Source organism: Streptomyces sp. NPDC090045 (genome assembly GCF_044747975.1).
Classification (GTDB): domain Bacteria; phylum Actinomycetota; class Actinomycetes; order Streptomycetales; family Streptomycetaceae; genus Streptomyces.
In genome coordinates this window covers 159,945-182,278 of the sequence record NZ_JBIVFA010000015.1, presented here as the reverse complement: position 1 = coordinate 182,278, position 22,334 = coordinate 159,945, and the positions used below count along the sequence as shown (strand labels likewise).

General features: G+C 74.1%; 23 protein-coding genes and 1 tRNA gene. 16 read left to right on the top strand and 8 right to left on the bottom strand.

Annotated elements, in window-relative coordinates:
- The first annotated feature begins 1 nt into the window (after position 1).
- Genes ACIPYQ_RS32675 through ACIPYQ_RS32655 form a run of 5 tightly spaced genes read left to right on the top strand, consistent with a single transcriptional unit; the run spans position 2 to position 5,583 of the window.
- The gene (locus ACIPYQ_RS32675) at positions 2-835 is read left to right on the top strand and encodes a class I SAM-dependent DNA methyltransferase (protein ID WP_401257714.1); all 834 of its coding nucleotides are present in this window, start codon (positions 2-4) and stop codon (positions 833-835) included.
- Positions 832-2,400 carry an ABC transporter substrate-binding protein gene (locus tag ACIPYQ_RS32670; RefSeq protein WP_401257713.1) on the top strand — a complete coding sequence of 523 codons (1,569 nt, stop codon included), beginning with the start codon at positions 832-834 and terminating at the stop codon, positions 2,398-2,400. Before ACIPYQ_RS32675 ends, ACIPYQ_RS32670 begins: the two co-directional genes overlap by 4 nt.
- Complete coding sequence (locus ACIPYQ_RS32665) at positions 2,397-3,344, top strand: ABC transporter permease (protein WP_401257712.1); 948 nt, start codon at positions 2,397-2,399, stop codon at positions 3,342-3,344. The genes ACIPYQ_RS32670 and ACIPYQ_RS32665 overlap by 4 nt, the downstream gene beginning before the upstream one ends.
- Positions 3,341-4,174, top strand: coding sequence for an ABC transporter permease (locus tag ACIPYQ_RS32660; protein WP_401257711.1), 834 nt, complete (start codon positions 3,341-3,343; stop codon positions 4,172-4,174). Before ACIPYQ_RS32665 ends, ACIPYQ_RS32660 begins: the two co-directional genes overlap by 4 nt.
- Positions 4,171-5,583 carry an ABC transporter ATP-binding protein gene (locus tag ACIPYQ_RS32655; protein ID WP_401257710.1) on the top strand — a complete coding sequence of 471 codons (1,413 nt, stop codon included), beginning with the start codon at positions 4,171-4,173 and terminating at the stop codon, positions 5,581-5,583. Before ACIPYQ_RS32660 ends, ACIPYQ_RS32655 begins: the two co-directional genes overlap by 4 nt.
- Before the next feature lie 7 nt (positions 5,584-5,590).
- Here ACIPYQ_RS32655 and ACIPYQ_RS32650 read toward each other — a convergent pair whose 3' ends face one another.
- The 5 genes from ACIPYQ_RS32650 to ACIPYQ_RS32630 all read right to left on the bottom strand — a co-directional run bounded on the left by ACIPYQ_RS32650 (position 5,591) and on the right by ACIPYQ_RS32630 (position 8,526).
- On the bottom strand, positions 5,591-5,881 hold the full coding sequence (locus ACIPYQ_RS32650; RefSeq protein WP_362243583.1) for an antitoxin MazE7: 291 nt from the start codon (positions 5,879-5,881) through the stop codon (positions 5,591-5,593).
- Between the two features lie 78 nt (positions 5,882-5,959).
- On the bottom strand, positions 5,960-7,222 hold the full coding sequence (locus ACIPYQ_RS32645) for a mannosyltransferase family protein (RefSeq protein ID WP_401257709.1): 1,263 nt from the start codon (positions 7,220-7,222) through the stop codon (positions 5,960-5,962).
- A 97-nt stretch (positions 7,223-7,319) separates the two neighbouring features.
- Complete coding sequence (locus ACIPYQ_RS32640) at positions 7,320-7,745, bottom strand: hypothetical protein (protein WP_401257707.1); 426 nt, start codon at positions 7,743-7,745, stop codon at positions 7,320-7,322.
- Positions 7,738-8,235 (bottom strand): SigE family RNA polymerase sigma factor, encoded by a 498-nt coding sequence (locus ACIPYQ_RS32635; protein ID WP_401257706.1) that lies wholly within the window; start codon positions 8,233-8,235, stop codon positions 7,738-7,740. Before ACIPYQ_RS32635 ends, ACIPYQ_RS32640 begins: the two co-directional genes overlap by 8 nt.
- Before the next feature lie 217 nt (positions 8,236-8,452).
- Positions 8,453-8,526 (bottom strand) — tRNA-Met (locus tag ACIPYQ_RS32630).
- Positions 8,527-8,813: 287 nt separating this feature from the next.
- Between ACIPYQ_RS32630 and ACIPYQ_RS32625 the strand changes: the two genes are divergently transcribed.
- Both ACIPYQ_RS32625 and ACIPYQ_RS32620 read left to right on the top strand, forming a co-directional pair.
- Entirely contained in the window at positions 8,814-9,017 is a 204-nt protein-coding gene (locus ACIPYQ_RS32625) for a cold-shock protein (protein WP_030384970.1), read from the top strand.
- Between the two features lie 142 nt (positions 9,018-9,159).
- The gene (locus ACIPYQ_RS32620; protein WP_401257703.1) at positions 9,160-10,287 is read left to right on the top strand and encodes a serine hydrolase domain-containing protein; all 1,128 of its coding nucleotides are present in this window, start codon (positions 9,160-9,162) and stop codon (positions 10,285-10,287) included.
- Between the two features lie 15 nt (positions 10,288-10,302).
- Here the strand turns inward: ACIPYQ_RS32620 and ACIPYQ_RS32615 are convergent, their stop codons facing one another.
- Positions 10,303-11,595 carry an MFS transporter gene (locus ACIPYQ_RS32615; RefSeq protein ID WP_401257702.1) on the bottom strand — a complete coding sequence of 431 codons (1,293 nt, stop codon included), beginning with the start codon at positions 11,593-11,595 and terminating at the stop codon, positions 10,303-10,305.
- Between the two features lie 50 nt (positions 11,596-11,645).
- Between ACIPYQ_RS32615 and ACIPYQ_RS32610 the strand changes: the two genes are divergently transcribed.
- Both ACIPYQ_RS32610 and ACIPYQ_RS32605 read left to right on the top strand, forming a co-directional pair.
- On the top strand, positions 11,646-12,056 hold the full coding sequence (locus ACIPYQ_RS32610; RefSeq protein WP_401257701.1) for a MerR family transcriptional regulator: 411 nt from the start codon (positions 11,646-11,648) through the stop codon (positions 12,054-12,056).
- Positions 12,057-12,115: 59 nt separating this feature from the next.
- Positions 12,116-12,886 carry a 2-phosphosulfolactate phosphatase gene (locus tag ACIPYQ_RS32605; RefSeq protein ID WP_401257699.1) on the top strand — a complete coding sequence of 257 codons (771 nt, stop codon included), beginning with the start codon at positions 12,116-12,118 and terminating at the stop codon, positions 12,884-12,886.
- Here ACIPYQ_RS32605 and ACIPYQ_RS32600 read toward each other — a convergent pair.
- The gene (locus ACIPYQ_RS32600; protein ID WP_401257772.1) at positions 12,883-13,536 is read right to left on the bottom strand and encodes a response regulator; all 654 of its coding nucleotides are present in this window, start codon (positions 13,534-13,536) and stop codon (positions 12,883-12,885) included. The genes ACIPYQ_RS32605 and ACIPYQ_RS32600 overlap by 4 nt on opposite strands.
- A 160-nt stretch (positions 13,537-13,696) precedes the next feature.
- On the opposite strand from ACIPYQ_RS32600, the gene ACIPYQ_RS32595 reads away from it, so the two are divergent.
- From ACIPYQ_RS32595 to ACIPYQ_RS32580, 4 genes are read left to right on the top strand one after another with little or no spacing between them, the layout of a single operon-like run.
- Positions 13,697-14,674, top strand: a complete 978-nt coding sequence (locus ACIPYQ_RS32595; RefSeq protein ID WP_401257697.1) for an ABC transporter ATP-binding protein — start codon at positions 13,697-13,699, stop codon at positions 14,672-14,674.
- A gap of 5 nt (positions 14,675-14,679) precedes the next feature.
- On the top strand, positions 14,680-15,480 hold the full coding sequence (locus ACIPYQ_RS32590) for an ABC transporter permease (RefSeq protein ID WP_401257695.1): 801 nt from the start codon (positions 14,680-14,682) through the stop codon (positions 15,478-15,480).
- Between the two features lie 57 nt (positions 15,481-15,537).
- Positions 15,538-17,193 (top strand): sensor histidine kinase, encoded by a 1,656-nt coding sequence (locus tag ACIPYQ_RS32585; protein WP_401257693.1) that lies wholly within the window; start codon positions 15,538-15,540, stop codon positions 17,191-17,193.
- A gap of 7 nt (positions 17,194-17,200) precedes the next feature.
- Positions 17,201-17,911 carry a ribonuclease H gene (locus ACIPYQ_RS32580; RefSeq protein ID WP_401257691.1) on the top strand — a complete coding sequence of 237 codons (711 nt, stop codon included), beginning with the start codon at positions 17,201-17,203 and terminating at the stop codon, positions 17,909-17,911.
- Here the strand turns inward: ACIPYQ_RS32580 and ACIPYQ_RS32575 are convergent.
- Positions 17,908-18,642 carry a beta-glucanase gene (locus ACIPYQ_RS32575; protein ID WP_361755955.1) on the bottom strand — a complete coding sequence of 245 codons (735 nt, stop codon included), beginning with the start codon at positions 18,640-18,642 and terminating at the stop codon, positions 17,908-17,910. The genes ACIPYQ_RS32580 and ACIPYQ_RS32575 overlap by 4 nt on opposite strands.
- A 146-nt stretch (positions 18,643-18,788) precedes the next feature.
- Here ACIPYQ_RS32575 and ACIPYQ_RS32570 point away from each other — a divergent pair, with 146 nt between their 5' ends.
- The 3 genes from ACIPYQ_RS32570 (at position 18,789) to ACIPYQ_RS32560 (ending at position 22,331) form a co-directional block, all read left to right on the top strand.
- The gene (locus ACIPYQ_RS32570; RefSeq protein ID WP_401257689.1) at positions 18,789-19,196 is read left to right on the top strand and encodes a GNAT family N-acetyltransferase; all 408 of its coding nucleotides are present in this window, start codon (positions 18,789-18,791) and stop codon (positions 19,194-19,196) included.
- A gap of 79 nt (positions 19,197-19,275) precedes the next feature.
- Positions 19,276-20,160, top strand: a complete 885-nt coding sequence (locus ACIPYQ_RS32565) for a hypothetical protein (RefSeq protein ID WP_401257687.1) — start codon at positions 19,276-19,278, stop codon at positions 20,158-20,160.
- Positions 20,160-22,331 carry a bifunctional serine/threonine-protein kinase/ABC transporter substrate-binding protein gene (locus ACIPYQ_RS32560; protein ID WP_401257685.1) on the top strand — a complete coding sequence of 724 codons (2,172 nt, stop codon included), beginning with the start codon at positions 20,160-20,162 and terminating at the stop codon, positions 22,329-22,331. The genes ACIPYQ_RS32565 and ACIPYQ_RS32560 overlap by 1 nt, the downstream gene beginning before the upstream one ends.
- Positions 22,332-22,334: the final 3 nt, after the last annotated feature.

The window sequence follows — 22,334 nt, the reverse complement described above, 5'->3', positions numbered from 1 at the left end:
GATGAGCACCGGCAACCTCCTCACCGACCATCCCGAGCTGTACGAAGAGCGCTTCCCCGACCCCGACCACCTGGCCGCCCGCTGGGCCGAGGACGTCCTCGCGCGCCACGGCGCCGGCCCCCGCGTCCTCGACGTCGGCTGCGGAACCGGCCGCGACGCCGCCTGGCTGCACCACGAGGCCGGCCGCCAAGTCACCGGCATCGACACCTCCGAGGCCATGCTGGCGCACGCCCGCACCCGCCACCCCGGCCCCGCCTACCACCGGGCCGACATGCGCGACTTCGACCTCGGAGCCCGCTTCGACGCCGTCGTCTGCCTGGACAGCTCCCTCCTCTACTGCCACACCAACGAGGACCTCACCGCCTTCCTCGCCCGCTGCCGGTCCCACCTCACCCCCGGCGGGCTGCTCGTCGCCGAGATGCGCAACGGCGCCTTCTTCCTCGGCACCACCGAACTGCTCGACGGCCCGCGCACCGCCGGATTCACCCGGCACGGGACCACGTACACCTCGCACACCACCCTCCACATCGACCACGCCGCCCAGCTCCTGCGCCGCCGCCGGGTCTGGACCGCCGACGACGGATCGCCCCCGGCCGTCCAGCACTCCGCCTGGCGCCTGCTCTTCCCCCAGGAGCTCCGCCACTTCCTGACCACCGCCGGCTTCGAGCCCCTGGACCTCTACGACCGGCCCGGCCCCCGCACCGAACCGCCCTGGAGCGAAGGCGACACCCCGCTCCCCACGGCGAGTTCCGACCGCCTGCACCTCGTGGCCCGCGTGCAGCACCCGAACCACCCTCACCACCCTCACCACGGCAACGGAGACAGCCCGTCATGAACGACCGCCCCACCGGCCCCGCCCGGAGAACCCTCCTCATCGCCGGCAGCGCGGCCACCCTCGCCCTCGCCGCCGGCTGCGGAACCGGCTCCGGCACCGCCACCGACGCGAAGAACACCGCGGACGCCACCCCCAGGCCCGGGGGGCGGCTGCGCGCCGCCTTCGCGGGCGGCGGCCCGGGCGAGACCCTCGACCCCCACGCGGCCAACCTGTTCGTCGACGCGGCCCGCGCCAAGGCCCTCTTCGACAAGCTCGCCGACTTCGGCGCCGACCTCGCCCCCGTGCCGCGCCTCGCCGCACGCTGGGAGCCCAACGAGACCCTCGACACCTGGCGGATCACCCTGCGCCGGGCCACCTTCCACGACGGCCGGCCCGTCACGGCCGAGGACGTCCTCTACAGCTACCGCCGCATCGCCGACCCCAAGGGCACCTTCCGTGCCAAGGCCTCGCTGGAGCCGGTCGACCTCGCCGCGAGCCGCGCCGTGGACGCCGCCACCGTCGAGTTCAGACTCAAGCGGCCGTACGCCGAATTCCCCAACACCCTCGCGGCCTTCGGGGCCTACATCGTCCCCAAGGACACCACCGCCTTCGACCGGCCCGTCGGCTCCGGCCCCTTCACCTTCGTCTCCTTCAAGCCCGGCGCGAGCCTCCTCGTCAAGCGCAACCCCGCCTACTGGGAGGGCGCCCCCCACCTCGAAGAACTCGAATTCGTCATTGCGGGCGAGGAGTCCGCCCGGGTCAACGCCCTCCTGGGCGGCCAGGTCGAGTACGCCCACGAACTGAACCCGGCCACCGCCCGCGCCCACGAGGGCAAGGGCCGCATCGACGTCGTACGGCTCCCCGGCAGCGCCATGCAGGGCTTCGTCATGAAGACCGACCGGCCGCCCTTCGACGACAAGCGGGTCCGCCAGGCCTTCTTCCTCATCGCCGACCGCCGGGAACTCGTCGACGGCGCGCTCTCCGGCGCCGGGGAGATCGGCAACGACCTCTTCGGCAAGGGCTGCCAGTACTACGCCTCCGGCCTGCCCCAGCGCGTCCAGGACCTCGAACGGGCCCGGGCCCTGCTCAAGGAGGCCGGAGCCGAAGGACTCAAGGTCACCCTCGACACCGCGCCCGCCGCCACCGGCTTCATCGAGGCCGCAGGCATCTTCAAGGAGCAGGCGGCCAAGGCCGGAGTCACCGTCGAGGTCAAGGTCGGCAACAAGGAGACGTACTGGAAGGACATCCTCGATTCCGGAACCTTCGCCTCCTACCGGTCCGGCGCCATGCCCATCGAATCCCACGTCTCCCAGCGGCTGCTCACCGCCTCCACCACCAACGCCACCAAGTGGCGGCACAAGGACTTCGACGACCTGTACCAGCAGGCCCAGTCCACCCCCGACGAGAAGGAGCGCACCGCCCTCTACGAGCGGATGCAGCGCCGGCTCCACGACGAAGGAGGCTTCCTGATCTGGGGCTTCGCCGACTGGATCGTCGCCACCGCCCCCAAGGTCCGCGGCGTGTCCGAGGCCGCCCCCGCCAACACCCTCGACTGGGCCCGCTTCGACAAGCTCTGGCTCGCGTGAGGGGCCGCCTCCCCTGGGCCGGCCGCCGTCTGCTCCTCGGCCTGGGGCAGACGGCGGCCGTCGTCCTGCTGGTCTTCGCCCTCACCGAGGCGCTGCCCGGCGACGCGGCCGTCGCGCTCGCCGGCGACCAGCCCGACCCCGAACGCATCGCCCGCATCCGCGCGGCCATGCGGCTGGACCGGCCCGCCGCCGAACGGCTCCTGGAGTGGGTCACCGGCATGCTCCACGGCGACCTCGGTACCTCCCTGGTCACCGGAGCGCCCGTCGGCGACCGCCTCGCGGAAGGCCTCGGCCCCACCCTGCTGCTCGCCGCCGCCACGCTCACCGTGCTGGTCCCGCTCTCCGTGGGCCTCGGAGTCCTCGCCGCCCGCCGCGAGGGAGGCGTCGTGGACCGGACCGTCAGCGCCCTGACCCTGGCCGTGCACGCCGTGCCGGAATTCGCCCTCGGCGTGCTGCTGGCCGCGCTGTTCGCCCTGCACCTGGGCTGGCTCCCGGCCACCGCCGTCGCCGCCGATCCCTTCGAGCGGCCCGAGGTCCTGGTCCTGCCCGTCCTCGTGCTGACGGCCCGGCCCGTGTGCACCCTCAGCCGGCTGGTGCGCGCCGGGATGATCGAGGCGATGGCCTCGCCGTACGCGGCCCACGCCCGCCGCTGCGGACTGTCCGGCTCCCGCATCCGCTGGGCGCACGCCCTGCCCAACGCCCTGGCACCCGCCACCCAGCAGCTCGCGCGCACCTGCGACTGGCTGCTCGGCGGAGTGATCGTCGTGGAGGCGCTGTTCGTCGTCCCCGGCCTCGGCACCGTCCTCATCGAGGCCGTCGCCGCCCGGGACGTACCCGTCGTCCAGGGCATGGCGGTCGTCTTCGGCGTCGTCACCGTCCTCGCCAACCTCGGCGCCGACCTCGTCGCACGCCGTTTCGCCCCCCGCTCGGAGGTGGCCGCGTGACCCTGACCCGCCGCCCGGCGCGCTACGCCCTCGGCATCGCGCTCGTCGCCGTACCCCTGCTGCTCGCCCTGCTCGGACCGCTGGCCGCAGGCCCCGCCGGACCGAGGTCCGTCTCCTTCGCCACGGGCCAGGACCACTGGCTCGGCACCGACTTCAGCGGCCGCGACGTCTGGCGCCAGATTCTCCTCGGCGGCCGGTCCGTGGTCCTCGTGGCGCTCGGCGCGACCCTGCTGGCCTACCTCCTCGCCCTGCCGCTCGGGCTCGCCGCCGCCCTCACCCGCCGGACCTGGCTGGAGGAGGCCCTGATGAGACCGCTGGACGTGCTGATCGCCGTACCCTCGCTGCTCATGGTGCTGCTCGTCGCGGCCACCTTCACGCCGGGCCCCGCCGGAATGACGGCTCTGGTCGCACTGGCCGCCGTACCCGACGCGGCCCGGGTCGTCCACGCGGCGGCGGTCGAGGTCTGCGCCCGGCCGGCCGTCGAAGCGCTGCGCATGCAGGGCGAATCCTGGTGGCGCACGGCCCTCGGCTACGTGGCCCGCTCCCTGCGGCGCACCCTCGCCGCGGACGCCGGGATCCGGCTGACCGGCGCCCTATACCTGGTGGCCACCGCCGCGTTCCTCGGCGTCGGCGCCGCTCCGGACGCCGCCGACTGGGCGGTGATGGTCGACCGCAACCGGACCGGCCTGTTCCTGCAGCCCTGGGCCGTGGTGGTGCCCGCCCTGCTCATCGCGGCGCTGTCGATGGGCGCCAACCTGCTGTGCGACGCGGCGCTGCACGCGGGAGTTCCCGGCCCGCCGGGACACCGCCGGAAGGGAGTACGGACATGACCACCGTGGCAGAGGTGCGGGACCTGCGGGTCGAGATCGGCGGCCGGGCCATCGTCGACGGGGTGAGCCTGACCGCCCGCGCCGGCCGGATCACCGCCGTCATCGGCCCCTCCGGCAGCGGCAAGACCACCACGGGCCTCGCGCTCCTCGGCGAGTACCCGCCGGGCGCCCGCGTCGAGGGCGCCGTGCTGACGGAACGGGCCGGCCCGGTGGGTTACGTACCCCAGCACCCCGCCGCCGTACTCAACCCCGCCCGGCGCGTCGGCGCCCTGCTGGGCGATGTCGCCGCCCGCCGCGGAGGCGGCCGCCGCGAGGTCCGCCGGCGGGTGCTCGAAGCCCTGGAGGCGGCCCGGCTCCCGGATCCCGCGCAGACGCTGCGACGCTTCCCCCACCAGCTCTCCGGCGGCCAGCAGCAGCGCGTGGTCCTGGCCCAGGCGCTGCTCCTGGGGGCCCGGGTGATCGTCGCCGACGAACCGACCACCGGACAGGACGCGCTCACCAAGCAGGCAGTCGTGGCGGAGCTGGCAGCTCTCGCCGGACGGGGCATCGCCGTCGTCCTGCTCAGCCACGACACGGACGTGGTGCGCCGGCTGGCCGACGAGGTCGTCGTGATGCGCGCGGGCCGGGTCGTGGAGCGCGGACCGGTGCGCGCCGTGCTCGGCGACCCGGTGCACGGGAGGTCCGCCGTCCCGCGCGCACCCCGCCCGGCCGGGCCGGTCGTCCTGGAGGCGCGGGCCCTGACCGCCGGGCACCGCACCGCGCGCGGCACGGTCGACGTGCTGCACGACGTCGCCCTCTCGGTCGGGGCGGGCGAGTGCCTGGCCCTGGTCGGCCGCTCCGGAAGCGGCAAGACCACCCTGGGGCGATGCCTGGCCGGGCTGCACGCCGGACACCGGGGCCGGATCCTGCTCGACGGCGAACCGCTGCCGAAGAGCCTGCGCGCGCGCAGCCGGACCCAACTGGCCGCCGTGCAGTACGTGTTCCAGGACGCGAAGGCGGCCTTCGACGAACACCGGCCGGTCCTCGACCAGGTGGCCCGGACGGCGGTCCGGCTGCACGGCGCCGACGTGCGGGGCGCCCGCGCGGAGGCCGCCCGGGCGATGGAGGCGCTCGGCCTGGGCGCGGGCCCGGCCGGCCGGCGGCCGGGGGAGCTGTCCGGCGGGGAACTCCAGCGCGCCGCGCTGGCCCGGGCCCTGCTCGCGCGGCCTCGGGTGCTCGTCTGCGACGAGATCACCTCCGGCCTCGACCCCGCCACCCGCGGGGCCGTGCTCGAACTCCTCGCCGGGCTGCGCGAACACCAGGACCTCGCCCTGGTGTTCATCACCCACGACCTGGCGGCCGCGGCCGCTCTGGCCGACCGTACCGCCGTCCTGGAGGCGGGGCGCCTCGCCGGTACGAGCGGGCCGTGACGTGCCGTCAGGCCTGGTCCTCGCGGCCGACGGCCCGGCCCAGCGGCGGCCGGTTCCGGGTCTCCGAGAGCCGGTGCGTCGCGAGGCCGCCGAAGTCGCGGGCGAAGCCCTCGCGGAAACCAGGCCGTTCGAGGGCCTTCTCGAAGGCGCGCGCCGCGCGGGCGAGGGCGGCCTCGTTCTCCTGGGCGGCGGCGAGTTCTGCGAGGTACGCCCGCAGGCTCAGTCCGCGGTCCGCGGCGAGGACGGCGAGCCGGTCGTGCACATCGGTGTCGACCTCGACTGTGGTGGTGTCGGCCATGCACCGAGTATGCGCGCCAGCGGACCGGGCGGGGGCCGGTTCGCCGCAGGGCACGGTGGCAGAGCGTTGACCGGGTCCTCAGCCGGCCCAGCGGCCCGTGAGGAAGGTGAGGGCGACCGTGATGCCCAGCGGGCCGACGACGTACAGGTAGGCGGACTGCAGCCGGGGGCGGCGCAGGCTCCAGGCGGCCAGTGCGGTCCACAGCGGCCACCACAGCAGCGTGGAACGGGGGACCGAGGTGTACCAGTAGGAGGTGCCCAGGGCCCACAGGGTGAGGGCGATGTACAGCGCCTCGGGCCAGCGGCGGCCCCGTACCAGTACGGCGATCAGGACGACACCGACCAGCATGGCCAGGAGTTCGGCCTGCCACATCAGCGCGTACCCGGTGGGCTGGGTGTGGTGGAAGGCGGCCTCCCAGGTGTTCGCCCAGGCCTCCCACGGCGCGTGGAAGTCCCGGTACCAGCCGCGTTCCTGGGCGTGCTTCCAGGCCATCCAGTCCCCGGTCCGCGTCTGCAGGTACCAGGAGTACAGCGCGGGGGCGAGGGCGGGCAGACACAGCCAGGGCGCCGCGCGCCAGGCGCGGCCCCGGGCGGTGAGGACGAAGTGGAGCACGAGCGCGGCCACGAGGAACAGCCCGGTGACGCGCACCGAACAGGCCAGGCAGGCCAGGACCGAGGCCGCCCGCCAGTTCTGGCGCTGCGCCGCCAGCCAGGCGGGCAGGGCCAGGGCGAGGAACAGCGCCTCGGTGTATCCGGCGGCGAGGAACACGGCGCACGGCGACAGCAGGAAGAAGAAGACCGTACGCCGGCCCGCGTCCTGGTCGGGCAGCCGGAGGCGGGCGATGCGGGCGAGGGCCAGGACGGCGACGCCGCCCGCGAGGAACGAGATCAGCGCTCCGGCTGCGGCCCAGTCGGGGATGACCGTGTGGACGGCGCGCAGGGTGAGGGGGAAGCCGGGGAAGAACGCCTCCCGGTTGTCCCAGCCGGCCGTCCAGGGTCCGGCCCGGCCGGGGAAGTAGCCGTCCCTGGCTATGTGCATGTAGTGCGTCCAGTCCCACTGCTGCCAGGCCGCGAGCGGCGAGGCGGGCCGGCGGGCGTTGCCGCCGGAGGGGAACAGCCAGCCGACGACTCCCGCGGTGGTCCAGATGCCGACGCGGGTCAGCAGGTAGAGCCACAGCACCTCGCGGTCGCCCGGACCGAGCCGGGACAGCGTCCGGCGGGCACGGCCGGCACGACGGGTGCGGTGCGTGCGGTCGGTGCGGCCCTCGTCGTCGGGGACGTGGGGCCCGGCGGTGCGCGGGTCGGCGATCTCGGCCGGCCGATGCGGGGCGGAAACGGACATACGGGATCTCCTGACCCTGTGAGGGCATGCGGAACCACCGGCCGGGGTGCAAGGCCGGGGTCCGCGGGCGGGGATGGGGGAGTGGCGCGGGTGGGGGTTACCCGGGCAGCCGCGTGGAAGTCGCGGACGCGCCCGGGTACGTCGTGCCGGTGGGAGCGCCGGGCGGCGCCGTCGTGTGGCGGGGCGGGGTCGCGCTCATGGTCGGAGTGGAGGACGGAAAGGTCGTCGGGGTGGGGGACGACGAGGTGGACGGCGTCGGGGTCGGCCCGGAGGACGGGGCCAGGGGAGAGGGGGTGCTCGCCGGGAGGACCGGGCCCGGGCTCTCCGGCAGGAACGCGGCGAGGGCCGCGCCGGATCCGGCGAGGACGAGGCAGCAGGCGGCGGCGAGACCGGCGATCCGGCGCCGCCGTACCCGTTCCCCGCGCAGCTCGATGACGGCGACGGGCGGGAGCCCGGTGCGGGTCTCGGCGGCGGAGGCGGCTTCCCGGAACAGGGACCGCAGCGGGTCGTGGGAGTCAGGCATCGTGGGCCTCCTCGGTGCGGGGGTCCTGCAGGCGGAGGGAGAGCGCGGCCCGGCCCCGGGACAGATGGGTCTTGACCGTGCTCGCGGACAGGGAGGTCTCGGCGGCTATCTGCTCGACGGTCAGATCGCACAGGTAGTGCAGCGCCATCGTCCGGCGCTGCTTCGGGGGCAGCTGCCGCAGCGCCTCCACGAGGGCGACCGCCTCCGGCCCCGGCCCCTCCACATGGGGCGCGGGCGCCGTGCGCCGCCAGGCGTCGGCGGTCCGCCGACGCCCCCGCCAGCGGCTGACCGCGAGCCGCCAGGCGACCGTACGGATCCAGGCCTCCGGCCTGCCGTCCCGGTCCAGCTGACGCCGCCGCCCCCAGCCCCTGACGAAGGCCTCCTGCACCACGTCCTGTGCCTCGTGATGGTCACCGAGCATCACGTACAGCTGTCCTGTGAGCCGTCCCGCCGCTTGCGCGTAGAACTCCTCGAACTCCTCGACGGTCAAAAAATCGCTCCCGAATCCATGTGCACCTCTCACGGGGCATACGCCTGCCGCCCCGCATCCGGTTGACACCGGACGACAGTTCGTCGTGTGAGGGCCGTCACATGGTCGTCGGCCGGGTTTCCGGCGGGCGGCCGCCCCCGACCCGCGCTCCGGCCGGAGACCGTACGGGGAAATGGCACGAGGCCCGGATCCGTCAGGATCCGGGCCTCGTGAGCAGTAGCGGGGACAGGATTTGAACCTGCGACCTCTGGGTTATGAGCCCAGCGAGCTACCGAGCTGCTCCACCCCGCGTCGGTAGACCTCACCCTACGGCATTCCGGGGGCCCCACTCGACACATTTCGGGACGGCCGGGTCCTTACGGTCCGCGCACCGGCAGAATCCCGCCGTTAAGGCGAGATCATTCCCCCTGGTGACCGTGCGTGCAGGCGTGTACCTTCACGGGTAGCTGTCGTGGTTCCAAGTGCCTTGCCCGTGCCATTCGGTGTGGGCAGTTTTGCTGTGTTGTGCCGTAGGACCAGGGCGATCACCTCCGTCTTCCACGCCGTGTGGAGGACGTACGTCAACGGAAGGCATGAACATGGCTACGGGAACTGTGAAGTGGTTCAACTCTGAGAAGGGCTTCGGCTTCATCGCCCAGGACGGTGGCGGCCCGGACGTCTTCGCCCACTACTCGGCGATCAACGCCTCGGGCTACCGCGAGCTCCAGGAGGGCCAGGCCGTGACGTTCGACATCACGCAGGGCCAGAAGGGCCCGCAGGCGGAGAACATCACCCCCGCCTAGTCCCACGACTGCCGGAGAACCGTTTCGTCCTGACGTCGTCACCATGTGATCACTGACGTGCCGAAACATCCGACATGCGACACCAGGGCCGTGCGGCGATCGCCGCACGGCCCTGGTGCATGATGCACAGGTGCATCGCAGGGTGAGCGCGGACGTCCGGGCGCGGGTCGGCGGGATTCTCGAAGAGCTGGTGGAGTCCGGTCGGGAGAGCGGCCTCCAGGTGGCGGCCTACCTCGACGGCGAGCCGATCGTCGACGCGCACGCGGGCTGGGCCGACCGGCCCGGTGGCCGCCGGCTCGGATCCGACACGCTGATCCACAGCTTCTCGACCGGCAAGGGCTTCACCGCGACCCTGGTGCACGTGCTCGCCGAGCGCGGGCTGATCGCGTACGACACCCCCATCGCCCACTACTGGCCCGAGTTCGGGGCGCGCGGCAAGGAGCGGGCCACCGTACGCCATGCCCTGACGCACACCATCGGGGTACCGCAGCTCCCCTCCGCCATCACCCCGGAGGAGCTGTGCGACTGGGACACGATGTGCGCGGTCGTCGCGGCACAGGAACCGCTCTGGGAGCCGGGCACCGCGAGCGGGTACCACGGCTGGACCTTCGGCTGGATCTTGGGCGAGACGGTACGCCGGATCACCGGCCTGACCCCGGCCGAGGCCCTGCGCACCTACGTGACCGAACCGCTGGGCGTGGCCGACGAGCTCTTCTTCGGCCTGCCCGAGAGCGAACTCGCCCGTACGGCGCCGCTCGTGGAGGGCAACTGGGCGGCCTGGCTGGAGAGCCTTCCGCCCACCGCGCCGTTCCGCCGGTACGTGGCCCCCAACCGGGCCGTGTGGACCGTCGCCGAGCTAGCCAACCGCCGGGCGTACCTGCTGGCCGACCTGCCCGCCTGCGGCACCACGACCGCGCGGGCCGCCGCCCGGCTGTACGCCGCGCTGTCGGGCGAGGTCGACGGCGTACGGCTGCTCTCCCCGCAACGCATGGCGCTGGCCGCGGAGGTGGCCGTGGAGGGCAAGGACCTGATGCTCCTCGGCAGGTACGCCAAGGGGCTGGGCTACTTCCTCGGCCTGCCCGAGACGGGCGGCGAACGCACGGCCTTCGGGCACCACGGCAGCGGCGGCAGCATCGCCTTCGCCGACCGGGCGCGGGGCCTCGCCTTCTGCCTCACCCGCACCCGCCTCGTGGCCGGCGCGGCGGACACCGCGGCCCGGCTGCTGGCCGACGAGATCAGATCCGCCGTCACCCCGCCGGGCGGGTCCTGAGGGCTCCGGACCGGCTCAGGCGAGGCGGGACGCCGCCCGCCGACCGGTCCGGACCCGCATCACGGCCGCGACCAGGGCGAGTGCGACGGTCGCGACCCCCGACGCCGCCAGAACCCCCCGCGGCCCCATGAGCGCGATGAGGGGTCCGCCGAGCGCGGTGCCCACCGGCCCGGCGGTGAGGAGGGCGGCGCTGCGGGCCGCGAGGACCGTGGTCAGCCAGGCGGCCGGTGTCCGGTCCTGGAACAGGGTGTAGGACAGCGCCGTGAACGGACCGTAGATCAACCCGCCGAGCGTGAAGCAGGCGAGCGTGACGGCCGCGGGCGCGCCGAGGCCGAAGGGCACCAGGGCCAGCCCCCAGCCGGCGACGATGGTCAGGGTGACCGGCCAGAGCGGGAACCTGCGCAGGGCGCCCGCCGCCAGCCCGCCCAGTACGGCGCCCGCTCCGAACAGCGCCCAGTACAGGCCGAGAAGGCCGGCCCCCGCGTGCAGGTCATCGGTGACGTGCAGGGGCAGTGCGACCTCCGCCGGTCCGTACAGGAAGTTGAAGAACCAGGTCAGGGCGAGGACACCGAGGAGTTCCGGCTGCTTGTGCAACAAGTGCATGCCTGCGGCCGACCGGTCGGCGTCGACGGGCGCGGTCCCCGGCCCGCCTTCCTGCCCCGCCTCGCCGTCCTGGCCCGCCCCGCCGGACGCGCCCCGCACCCGGCCCACCTGGGCGGCGAGCAGGGCGAACGACAACGCGTCCAGACCGATGAGCCAGGCAGGGCTGATCACCGCCGCCAGGAATCCGGCGAGCGCGGGGCCCATGACGATCGAGGCCGAGGCACTGGAACTCACCAGCGCGTTGGCGGCCAGCCGCTGCTCCGCCGGCAGCAGCCCCGCGAGCAGCGCGTACTTGCCCGCGTTGCCCCAGGCGTGCAGGACCGACGAGCCCGCGAGCAGGGCCACGTACAGCACGGGGTGCAGCACGTCCAGGGCCCAGGCCAGCGGCACGCACCCGAGGAGCACCGCGCGGATCCGGCTGTCGGCCGCCAGCAGCCGTGCGGCGGGGAGGCGGCGCAGCCACCGCCCGAAGAGGAGCGCACCGGCCGCCCCGGGAAGGGCGTACGCGGCGAGCGCGGCTCCCAGCAGCATCCCGGACCGGCCGGGCGGCGCGATCTCGATGGCCAGCCATGCCACCGCGACCACGCTCATTCCGTCACCGAGATCGGAGGCCGCCAGCGCGGGCAGGAGCCTCCGGAACGGGGGATGGGCGAACAGCGGCCGGTAGGCCTGCGGCAGTAGGCGAGTTGTCTGTGGGGAAGTCACCAGGTCAGACTTCTGGTTCAAGCGCGCTTGAAGTCAAGGGGGAATGACCGGTGCGGAAGCTCGGAATAGGGGAGCTCGCCCGGCAGGTCGGGATGCGGCCGTCGGCCCTGCGCTACTACGAGAGCATCGGTCTGCTGCCGTCCGCCGAGCGGGCCGCGGGCCGGCGTGTCTATCCGGCCGGCACCGTACGGCGGATCGCGCTGATCAAGATGGCCCAGCGGGCCGGGTTCACCCTGGCCGAGATCCGCGCCCTGCTGGACACCGACACCGACCGCGGAGCGACCCGCCAGTGGCGCGCGCTCGCCGAGCGCAAGCTCCCCGAACTGGACCTGTTCATCCGGCAGACACAGCTCCTGCGCGACGCGGTCGCGGACTGCCTCGCCTGCGGATGCATGAACTTCGACAAGTGCCACCTGCTCACGGCCACCGGGCCCGGATCCGGCCCCGGCCCCGGCTCCTGAACCGGTGACCGCGAGCCCGCCGGCGCGGACGCCCCGACACCGTGGCAGGCTCGTCACCCATGGACGACTTGTTCGCGCAGCACGGCAGCGGGGCACGCTTCGACTGGGGTCCCGTGGGCGCGCAGCGGCTCGCGGGGGACGTCGCGTGTCTGGTGGTGGTCGACGTGCTGTCGTTCACCACCTCGGTGACGGTGGCGGTGGAGCGCGGGATGCGCGTCTTCCCCTACGCCTGGCGTGATGAGTCCGCGGCGGCCTTCGCCGAGGAGAGGGGCGCGCGGGTGGCCGTCGGCCGGCGCGCGGCCACCCCGCAATCGCCGTGGTCGCTGTCGCCGGCGGCGCTGAGGCGCGCCCCCGTCGTCCCGCGACTGGTCCTGCCCTCACCCAACGGCTCCTCGATCGCGGCCGCGGCCGGCCGGTCGACCGTGGTCGCGGCGTGCCTGCGCAACGCGACGGCAGTGGCCCACTGGCTCGCCCGGCACGGCTACGGAAACCCCGACCGCCCGGTCGCCGTCATAGCCTCGGGCGAACGCTGGCCCGACGGCAGCCTGCGCCCGGCGCTGGAGGACCTCCTCGGCGCCGGAGCGGTCCTCGCGGCCCTGCGGACGCTGGGCCGTGGCCCGTTGTCCCCCGAGGCCGCGGCCGCCGCCGACTGCCACCAGGCCACGCCGGATGCCGTCACCTCCGTCACCGGCAGCGCGTCCGGCCGCGAACTCACGGCCGCAGGCTTCGCCTGCGACGTGGCCCTCGCGACCGAACCGGACGTCTGCGAGGTCGTCCCGGTCCTCCTCGGCGGCGCCTTCACGGCAGCAGAAACGTCCGGCAGGGGCTAGCTGCCCGGCTTCTCGGTCAGGCCCGCCTCGTGGGCGGCGAGTGCCGCCTCCACCCGGTTCCGTACGCCGAGTTTCCCGAGGATCGCGCTGACGTGGGCCTTGACCGTGCCCTCGACCAGACGCAGGCGAGAGGCGATCTCGGCGTTGGACAGCCCGATGCCCAGCAGCGCCAGGACCTCGTTCTCCCGTTCCGTCAGCCGCTCCACGGCGGCCCGCGGCGGCGTTCCGCCCGCCATCCGCCCGGTGCGCAGCCCCGCGATGACCCGGGCGGCGACCCTCGGCGAGAGGTACGCGCCGCCCGCCGCCACCGCGTGCACGCCCGTCAGCAGCTCCCTCGGGTCGTCCGCCTTGAGCAGGAAGCCGCTCGCCCCCTCGCGCAGGGCCCGCCCGATGAACTCGTCCTCGCCGAAGGTGGTCAGCATGATCACCGCCGTGCCGGGCAGCTCGCGGTGGATCCGGGCGGCCGCCGCGATCCCGTCGAGCCGGGGCATCTGGATGTCGAGCAGGGCCACCGCCGGCCGGAGCCTGCGCACGGCGTCGACGGCCTCGTGCCCGTCGGCCGCCTCGCCGACGACCTCGATCCCCGGATCCCTCGCCAGGATCGCGCGTACGCCCGCCCGGACCATCGCCTCGTCGTCTGCCACCAGCACCTGGACCACCGGTGCAGTCTAACGACGGGCGGCGGCCCGGCCGTTCGGCGGGGACCCCTGACGAAAGTAGGGGAGCCGATCGCCGACCTGCGGCCGATGCGCGGCGGACCGGGCGATTCCTACGGTCGTGGCAGTACCGCGAACACCGAAGGGAACCCCCGTGATCACCCTGCGAGGCCTGACGAAACGCTACGGCGACACCGTCGCCGTGGACGGACTGACCCTGGACATCGAGGAGGGACGCGTCACCGGCTTCCTCGGCCCCAACGGCTCGGGAAAGTCCACCACGATGCGCATGATCCTCGGCCTGGACCGGCCCACCGCCGGCCGGGCGCTCATCGACGGCCGGCCGTACGCCTCGATGCGCCACCCGGTCCGCGAGGTCGGGGCGCTCCTCGACGCGAAGGCCCTGCACCCCGCCCGCTCCGCGCGCAGCCACCTGATCGCGCAGGCCCGCAGCAACGGCATCCCCGTCCGCCGCGTCGACGAGGTACTGGAGACGGTGGGCCTGGCCAAGGTGGCGCGCCGGCGCGCCGGGGCCTTCTCGCTCGGCATGTACCAGCGGCTCGGCATCGCGGGCGCCCTGCTCGGCGATCCGAAGGTGCTCATCCTCGACGAGCCGGTCAACGGCCTCGATCCCGACGGGGTGCGCTGGGTGCGCGAACTCGTCCGCGCCCAGGCCGCCCAGGGCCGTACGGTCTTCCTCTCCAGCCACCTGATGAGCGAGATGCAGCTCACGGCCGACCGGCTCGTCGTCATCGGCAGGGGCCGGCTGCTGGCCGACACCCCGATGGCGGACTTCCTCGCGGCCGGCGCCTCGGCCTCGGTGCGCGTGCGCACCGCCGACCCGGGTGACCTCGACAGTCTGGCCGGCCACCTGGGCGCGTACGACGAGGTGTCCGTCGAGTCCCAGGGCGGTGAGCGGAACGAGATCGTCGTCCGGGGCCGGGCCGCCGCGGAGATCGGCGACCTCGCCCACCACCTGGGCGTCCGGCTGCACCAACTGCACACGGTTCCGGCCTCGTTGGAGCAGGCCTACATGGAACTGACCGAGCACAGCGTCGAGTACGGAACGGCGGCGCGAGGGCGGCCGCAGGTGTCCGCCGGCCCCGCCCCGACCGCAACGACCGAGGTGTGAAACACATGTCAGCCACATCAGCCACGTCACCCCTGCCGCCCACCACCCGTGCCGCGGCGTCCCGCGGCGGATTCGCCGGTGCGGTCGGCGCCGAGTGGACCAAGCTGTGGTCCGTCCGCGCGCCGTACGCCTGCCTGCTCGCGGGCGTCCTGCTGACGGGGGTCTTCACCTTCTACTACGGTTCGATCGCCCGGATCGACGACAGGCCGGTCCAGCCACTCGGCAACGCCCCGGTCTCCTCCGCCGTCCTCGGACAGTTCGTCATCGTCGTCCTGGCGATGAGCACGGTCACCGCCGAGTACGCCACGGGCAGCGCCCGCACCTCGCTCCAGTGGGTGCCGGTCAGGCACCGCCTGCAGCTGGCCAAGGCGGTCGTGGCGGCCGCGGTGGCCTTCGCCGCCGGAGTCCTGTTCGCGATCCTCGGCATGGCCGTGGCCTGGACGCCCTTCCGCGGGCACGCCGCCCTCAACCCGGCCGAGGCGCTCTCCCAGGTCCTGGCGATGGGCCTCTACCACGCCCTGACCGCCGTACTCACGGTCGGGCTGTCCTTCGCCCTGCGGACCGCGGCCGGCACCCTGTCGGCCGTCGTCGTACTGCTCTCCGTCCTCCTGAGCATGTGCACCGCACTCGGCGGTTCCTTCCTCCTGACGGTGTACGACTACCTTCCGCAGAGCGCCGGCGGCCACTTCATGCGCGCCGGCGAGGGCGCCCCCTACCCGCCCGCGGTCGGGTTCCTGATCGTGCTGGCCTGGACGGCCGCCGCCCATCTGGCCGGCCGGGCCGTCCTGCGGCGCCGTGACGCATGACGTCAACTAGCCTCGGCCGGTGACGTGGGGGAACACGAGGGGGAAGGCGGGGCACGCGTGAGGACGCCGACGGCTCTGGCCGCTTGGGGGACCGGCCCGGCCGTGCGCGACGCCGCGCTGTGGGCGGCTCTCGCGGGCGCGGGCGTCTTCGGCTACCGGGAGCGCGTCGCCGAAGCCTCCCCGGTACTCGGACTGGTCCTGCCCCTGTCGATCCTGGCGGTGGCGGTTCCCGGCAGCCGGAAACGGCCCGGCGCGGCCGTGTTCCTGGCCAACGCGGTGTGCGCGCTGAGCCTGGCCGAGCCGACCGCGACGGCGAGCCCGTACCTCGTGGCCCTGGCCCTGCTGACGTACCTCCTCGGCGTCCGGTCGACCCGCACGGGGGCGGCGCTCCTGCTCTTCGGGGCCTGCATGGCCGTCGACCTCGTGCTGTGCGCCGTTTTGGGCGTCGGCGCCGTGTACTGGTTCTACGCGGTGTCGATGATCCCCTCGGCCCTCCTCCTGCCCTGGCTGGCGGGCCGCTACCGGCAGGCCAGGCTGGCCCTGGTGCGCGGGGGCTGGGAGCGGGCGCGCGGCCTCGAACAGCGGCAGCGGTTCGTCGCCGAGCAGGCCCGGCTGCGGGAACGGACCCGGATCGCCGCCGACATGCACGACTCGCTCGGCCACGAACTGAGCCTGATCGCCCTGCGCGCCGGCGCCCTGGAACTCTCGCCCACCCTGTCCGGCCAGGACCGGGCGGACCTGGCCGTGCTGCGCGCGGCCGTCTCGGACGCCGTCGGCCACCTGCGGGACACCATCGGTGTCGTACGCGAGGGAACCGACGGCCCGGGCGGCCACGGACCGCACGGGGATCCGACGGCCTCCTCCGTGGAGCCGGTGGAGGAACTCGTGGCCCGGGTGCGGGAGTCCGGCGTCACGGTGGAGCTGCGGAAGGAGGGGGAGGCCGGGGCCCTCTCGCCCCTGGTGGACCGCACGGCGTACCGCGTGGTGCAGGAGTCGCTGACCAACGCCATCAAACACGCCCCTGGCGCCGCGATCCGGATCCGCATCGTCCACCAGGGCGCCCGCACCGAGGTACGGGTGGCCAACTCCGCCCCGCCCGCGGGCCCGTCGCCCGTCCCCGTACCCGCCGGCGCGCCGGCCTCCGGCCACCGCGGGCTCACCGGCCTGCGCGAACGGGTCCGGCTGATCGGCGGAACGCTGCAGGCCGCGCCCCGCCGGGGCGGCTTCGAGGTGCTCGCCACCCTGCCGCACCAGGTGGGCCCCCGGCGGCCGGGAGCCGACGCGGAGCTCCTGCAGGACACCGGTTCGGAATCGGCGCGCGGCCTCGCGGCCGCCCGGCGCAGTACCCGGCGCCGGTTCGCCGTCGCCTTCGCGGCGCCCGCCGGACTCGGTCTGGTCCTCCTCGGCTCCGCCCTCTACCTGGCCCACCAGCTGACCGCCTGCGTGCTGCGCCCCGCGGACTTCGCGGCCCTCCGGACCGGCCAGGAGCGCGGCGAGCTCGCGCACCTGCTCCCGGACCGTGAGTTCCGGTACGTACCGGACGTCCTCAGGGCACTGCCCGCACCCCCGGGCACGGAGTGCGCGTACTACCGCTCGCACGGCAGCCTCCTGGACCAGGCCGACGTCTACCGGCTCTGCTACGCGGGCTCCCGCCTGGCGGCCAAGGACGTGCTCCCGAGCCGACCGCTCGCCACCCCGGGGGATGAGGCATGATCGGGGGATGTCTGATCGCATCATTGCCGCCTGTGACGGAGCGGCGAAAGGTAATCCCGGGCCGGCCGGCTGGGGCTGGGTCATCGCCGACTCCCAGGGACGCCCCGAGCGTTGGGAGGCCGGGCCGCTGGGCCGGTCCACCAATAACATCGGCGAGCTGACCGGCCTCCAGCGGCTGCTCGAGGCGCTCGCCCCCGGGACGTCCGTCGAGGTGCGGATGGACTCCCAGTACGCGATGAAGGCCGTGACGCAGTGGCTTCCGGGCTGGAAGCGCAACGGCTGGAAGACCGCCTCCGGCCAGCCCGTCGCCAACCGCGGACTCGTCGAGCAGATCGACCTGCTGCTGGCCGAGCGTGACGTGACGTTCGTCTACGTTCCGGCGCACCGGGAGGACGGTGACCTCCTGAACGCGATCGCCGACCAGGCCGCCAGCGACGCGGCCCGTACGCAGGAGGCCGCCGGCACCGCCCTCGGACACGCGGACCTGCCGGTACCGGCCCCGGCCGCGCCCGCGCGCCAGAAGGCGGGCACGGCGAGGAAGCGGACGGCCGAAGGGGCCGCACCGGGCCGCGCGTCCCGGGCCATCAAGGCGAAGTTCCCGGGCAGCTGCCCCTGCGGGAAGCCCTACGTTGTTGGTGACATGATCGCCAAGAACGGGAGCCGCTGGGGCCACGAGAGCTGCGCCGCCCCGGCCCCCGCCCCGGCTTCTGCCTCCTAGGGGCGGTGGACGCGCAGGTACGCGACCTCGTACGACATCTCGGACACGTTCGCGTCGGGCGCCGGGTGGTAGCGCCCGGCGCAGACGGAGAGGTTGACGATGAGGTACGCCCTCCAGTTGCGCCCCACCCCCCGCCGGTCGGCGAACACCCGCGCGCCGTTGACCCACCACACGACCGAGCGCGCCCCGAACTCCACCTTCAGGTCCACCCAGCCGCCGGGGGCGACCGCGGGGTCCCGGTGGTAGCGCGATCCGCCCTTGACGTGGTTGGAGAGCTCCAGGAGGTCGGGGTTGTCCGGGTGGTACTCGAAGACGTCGACCTCGTTGCCGCCGTCCCGCCAGGTCCAGATCGCCGGCCAGGCGCCGGCCTCGACGGGCAGCCGCACCCGGGACTCCAGTACGTCCCCGGCCCGCACCATGAAGCCCTCGTCGCTGCCCTCGGTGGTCAGCAGGCCCGCGTTCCAGTTGCCGTCCGGGCGGCGGACGGCCCGGAAGGTGCCGGTGCGGCTGTAGGACGGGTCCGCCACCAGATGGTCGAGCTTGTTGTCGCCGGGGTTGGTGGGTCCGCCGTTCGGATAGGCCCAGGAGCGGCCGGCGACCCATTGGGCGGCCGACCCGAAATCCGCGGTGAAGAGCGGGGCCCCGCTTCTCGCCGGGCCGGCGCCACGGGCCGTGGTGCCGGTGAAACGTTCGAGGAACCGTCGGAGCCAAGCGGGAACGTGAGTGAGCACAGCGCTCCTTCCGTGGACGGACGCTCCCGGATCCTGCCCAGCTCGCGCGTCACGCATACCGGTCCACCGGTTTGTGTTTCCCCTTTCCCCTGCATGTAATAATCACTGTTGAATAATGCCTATTACGTGCGAGGAGTTGCAGCGGTATGTGGACCTGTGAGCGAGTCGTCGGCGCAGACCTGGACGTCGAGGAGGTCATCGGGCTCTACCGCGCCTCCACCCTCGCCGAGCGCCGTCCCGTCGCCGATGGGGAGCGGTTCGCCCGGATGCTGGCCGGCGCCAACCTCGTCGTCGTCGCCCGAGCCGACGACGGCGGTCTCATCGGCATCGCCCGCTCGATCACCGACGGCGCGTACGCCACCTACCTCAGCGACCTGGCCGTCGACGTCGCCTACCAGGGCAAGGGCGTGGGCCGCGACCTCATCCGCGTCACCCAGGAGGCGGCGCCCGAGGCGAACGTGATCCTGCTCTCCGCCCCGGCCGCGGTCGGCTACTACCCGCACATCGGCTTCACCCGCCACGAGTCCGCCTGGACCCTCGGCACGCGGCACTGAGACCGTCGTCCGGGGCGCCCCCAACACGGCTTTTCCATAGGCCAGTTGCGCGCGGTCGCGGCGGGGTACGATCCGTGCCGTGGGGGGACCGGAGACACGCAGACGGCGCTCCGCGCTGCACACCTACGGGTGCGCCGCAGCGGGCTTGTTCCTACTCGTCGGCTGTACGGCCGACGGCACGGCCAAGGGCGGTGCGGCGACGAGCGACGCGCCCGGCCGCACCCCGGCCGCGTCGTCGCCCGCCACGGGCGGCCCGGCTCCGGGCGGCTCCGGCGCGAGCACGCCGGCCGCCTCGCCCAGCAGTTCCGGGTTCCCCCTCGTGCCTGAGCTGGACGAGTCGAAGCAGCCGAAGACGGTCGCCGAGGCCCGCGACCTGCTCGGCCGGATCGCCATCACCGAGGCGGCCTTCGGCCCCGAAGTCGTGCGCAGCACCCCGTTCGAGAGCGATCCGTCCCGCTGGCCCGTCATCGACGAGGACTGCGTCTGGCAGACCGCGGGCCTGCCGGAGGACGTACTCGCCACGAGCACCCGCTCCTTCCACGTTCCGGCCAAGGACGGCCGCGGCCGCCTGCAGCTCAACGCCACGGTCACCGTCCACCGCAACCGCCAGGAATCCGGCTGGGAGACCGCCCGCGCCATGGAAGAGGTCCTGCGCTGCCCGACCCAGAAGCTGCGGGAGGGGGAGGAGCTCAAGAACCTGTGGGGCGGCTCCCTCTACCTCGGTGAACAGGGGAACGGCTGGACCGAGGACGCCTTCAGCGAGTCCGGCGAGTACGTCAGCACGAAGCACGGCGGGCCCCACCACTACCGATGGCACCAGGCCCAGTTCGGACCGGTCACCGTGGCCGTCGCAGGCAAGGGTGCGGCGGGCTACACCGACGAGGACATGGTCGGGTTCGTCGTCCAGGGCACCAGCCGGCTGATGATCCAGGCCAAGCAGGAGCTCGGAAAGGCGGCGGGCTGATGGAGACGCTCCATCCCTCGGACCCCTCCCGGATCGCCGGGTACCGCCTCCTCGGCAGGCTCGGCGCCGGCGGCATGGGCGTGGTCTACCTCGGCCGCACCGACGACGGGGCCCTCGCCGCGGTCAAGGTGATCCGCGCGGAGTACGCCGACGAGGCGGACTTCCGGGCCCGCTTCCGCCGCGAGGCCGAGATCGCCGCGGAGGTCGACAGCCCGTGGGCCGTACGGATCACCGGCGCCGACCCGGACGCGCCCGAACCGTGGCTGGCCACCGCCTTCGTCGCGGGCCCCTCCCTGGCCGAGGCCGTCGCGGCCCACGGCCCGCTCCCGCTGCGCGCCGTACGGATCCTCGGCAAGGCCCTGGCCAAGGCCCTCGGGGGGATGCACGCACAGGGCCTCGTACACCGGGACGTCAAGCCCGGCAACGTGCTGCTCGGCATGGACCGGCCCCGGCTCATCGACTTCGGAATCGCGCGCGGCGGCGAGCACACCGCCCTGACCTCCGCCGACGCGGTCCTCGGCACTCCCGGCTTCCTCCCGCCCGAGCAGGCCGAGGGCCGCCCCGCCGAACCGGCCGGCGACGTCTTCTCGCTCGGCTGCCTCCTCGCGTACGCCGCCACCGGCCGCCTGCCCTTCGGCACCGGAACCGTGGACGCGGTGCTCTACCGGACCGTCCACGACGAACCCGAGTTCGGCCCGGAGGTCCTCGCCGACCCCGAACTCACCGCGCTCCTGCGGACCTGCGTCGCCAAGCACCCCGACATCCGCCCCACCGCGGACGAGGTGGACGCGGCGCTGACCGAGGACACCCCGGGGGAGGGCACCGACTGGCTGCCCGACCCGGTCGTCGCCACCATCGCCGAGCGCGCCGCCGCGCTGCTCGCCCTGCCCGGGATCGACGAGACCGTCGCCGATCCGGAGGCCGCCCCCGCACCCGGCACGGCCGCACCCACCCGCAGGCGTTTCCTCGCCCTCGCCTCCGGTGGCGCCGTGCTCGCGGCCGGCGGCGGCCTGGCCGCCTGGCTGGCGCTGCGCGAGCGGGACGAGCCCGGAACCGCGGCCGCGGACACCCCGCGGCCCTGGGTGATCGGTCTGCACGCCGACCTCTCCGGCCCGCAGAAGGCCGCCGGGCAGGCTCAGGAGCGCGGGGTGCGGCTGGCCGTCGACGCGTTCAACTCCCGCAAGGACAAGCCGTTCACGCTCACCGTCGCCACCGCCGACGACGCCGGAAGGGCCGACCGCTCGGCGGCCGCCGCCACCGGACTCATCGCCAACCGCGACCTGTTCGCGGTGATCGGCCCCACCGGCAACGACTCCGTGATCCCCTGCCTCGAACTTTACGGCGAGAGCTCCGTCCCCCTGGTGACCGTGTCCGCCCTGGCGACCACCTTCAGCGTCACCGACCGGCGCAGCTTCTTCCAGGTCTGCCCGATCTCCTCGGCCCAGGCCGCCGCGGTCAACCTGCAACTGGCCGGAAAACAGGGCGTCCGGAAGATGGGGATCCTCAGCGACCGCGACGGCGACACGGACACCTGGCAGGCGGCCCTGCTCGTGGGCCGCACCCTCGCCCTCTTCGCGCCCGAGGCCACCTTCTACGTGCGCGTCGTCCCGCGCGGCACCCAGGACCTGGCCCCGGTGATCACCGACATGCTCGCCCACGGCGTCGACGGCTTCTTCTACACGGGCACCCGGGCGGGCGGGGCCAAGGCGGCCGCACTGCTGGCGGCCGCCGGCTTCAAGGGGCCCCGCGCCGCCGACTACACCATCGCAGGCCCGGAGTTCCTCGCGGCCGCCGGGCAGGCGGCCGAGGGCTGGCAGTTCTGCACGCCGTACACCGGCCCCGAAGCCCCCGAGGTCGCGGAGGTGGCCCGCGCGCACCAGGCGGCGTACCGGTCGGCCCCCGCGATCTGGACCGCGGAGGCCTTCGACGCGACCCGCCTGGTCATCGAACGGCTCGTCACCGCCGCGGCGGGCGGCAGCCGCCCGAACCGCGCCGACCTGCTGACCGGGCTCACCCAGGGCACCTTCCGCGGCCTCACCAAGGAGTACGCCTTCGACGAACGCCGGCAGGTCAAGGGCAACACCTACTTCCTGCACAAGGTGGAGGGCGGCCGCATCCGCTACGTGGGCCCGGCCTCCGGGCCCGCGCCCACCGCGTCCCCGGCGGGATAGCGG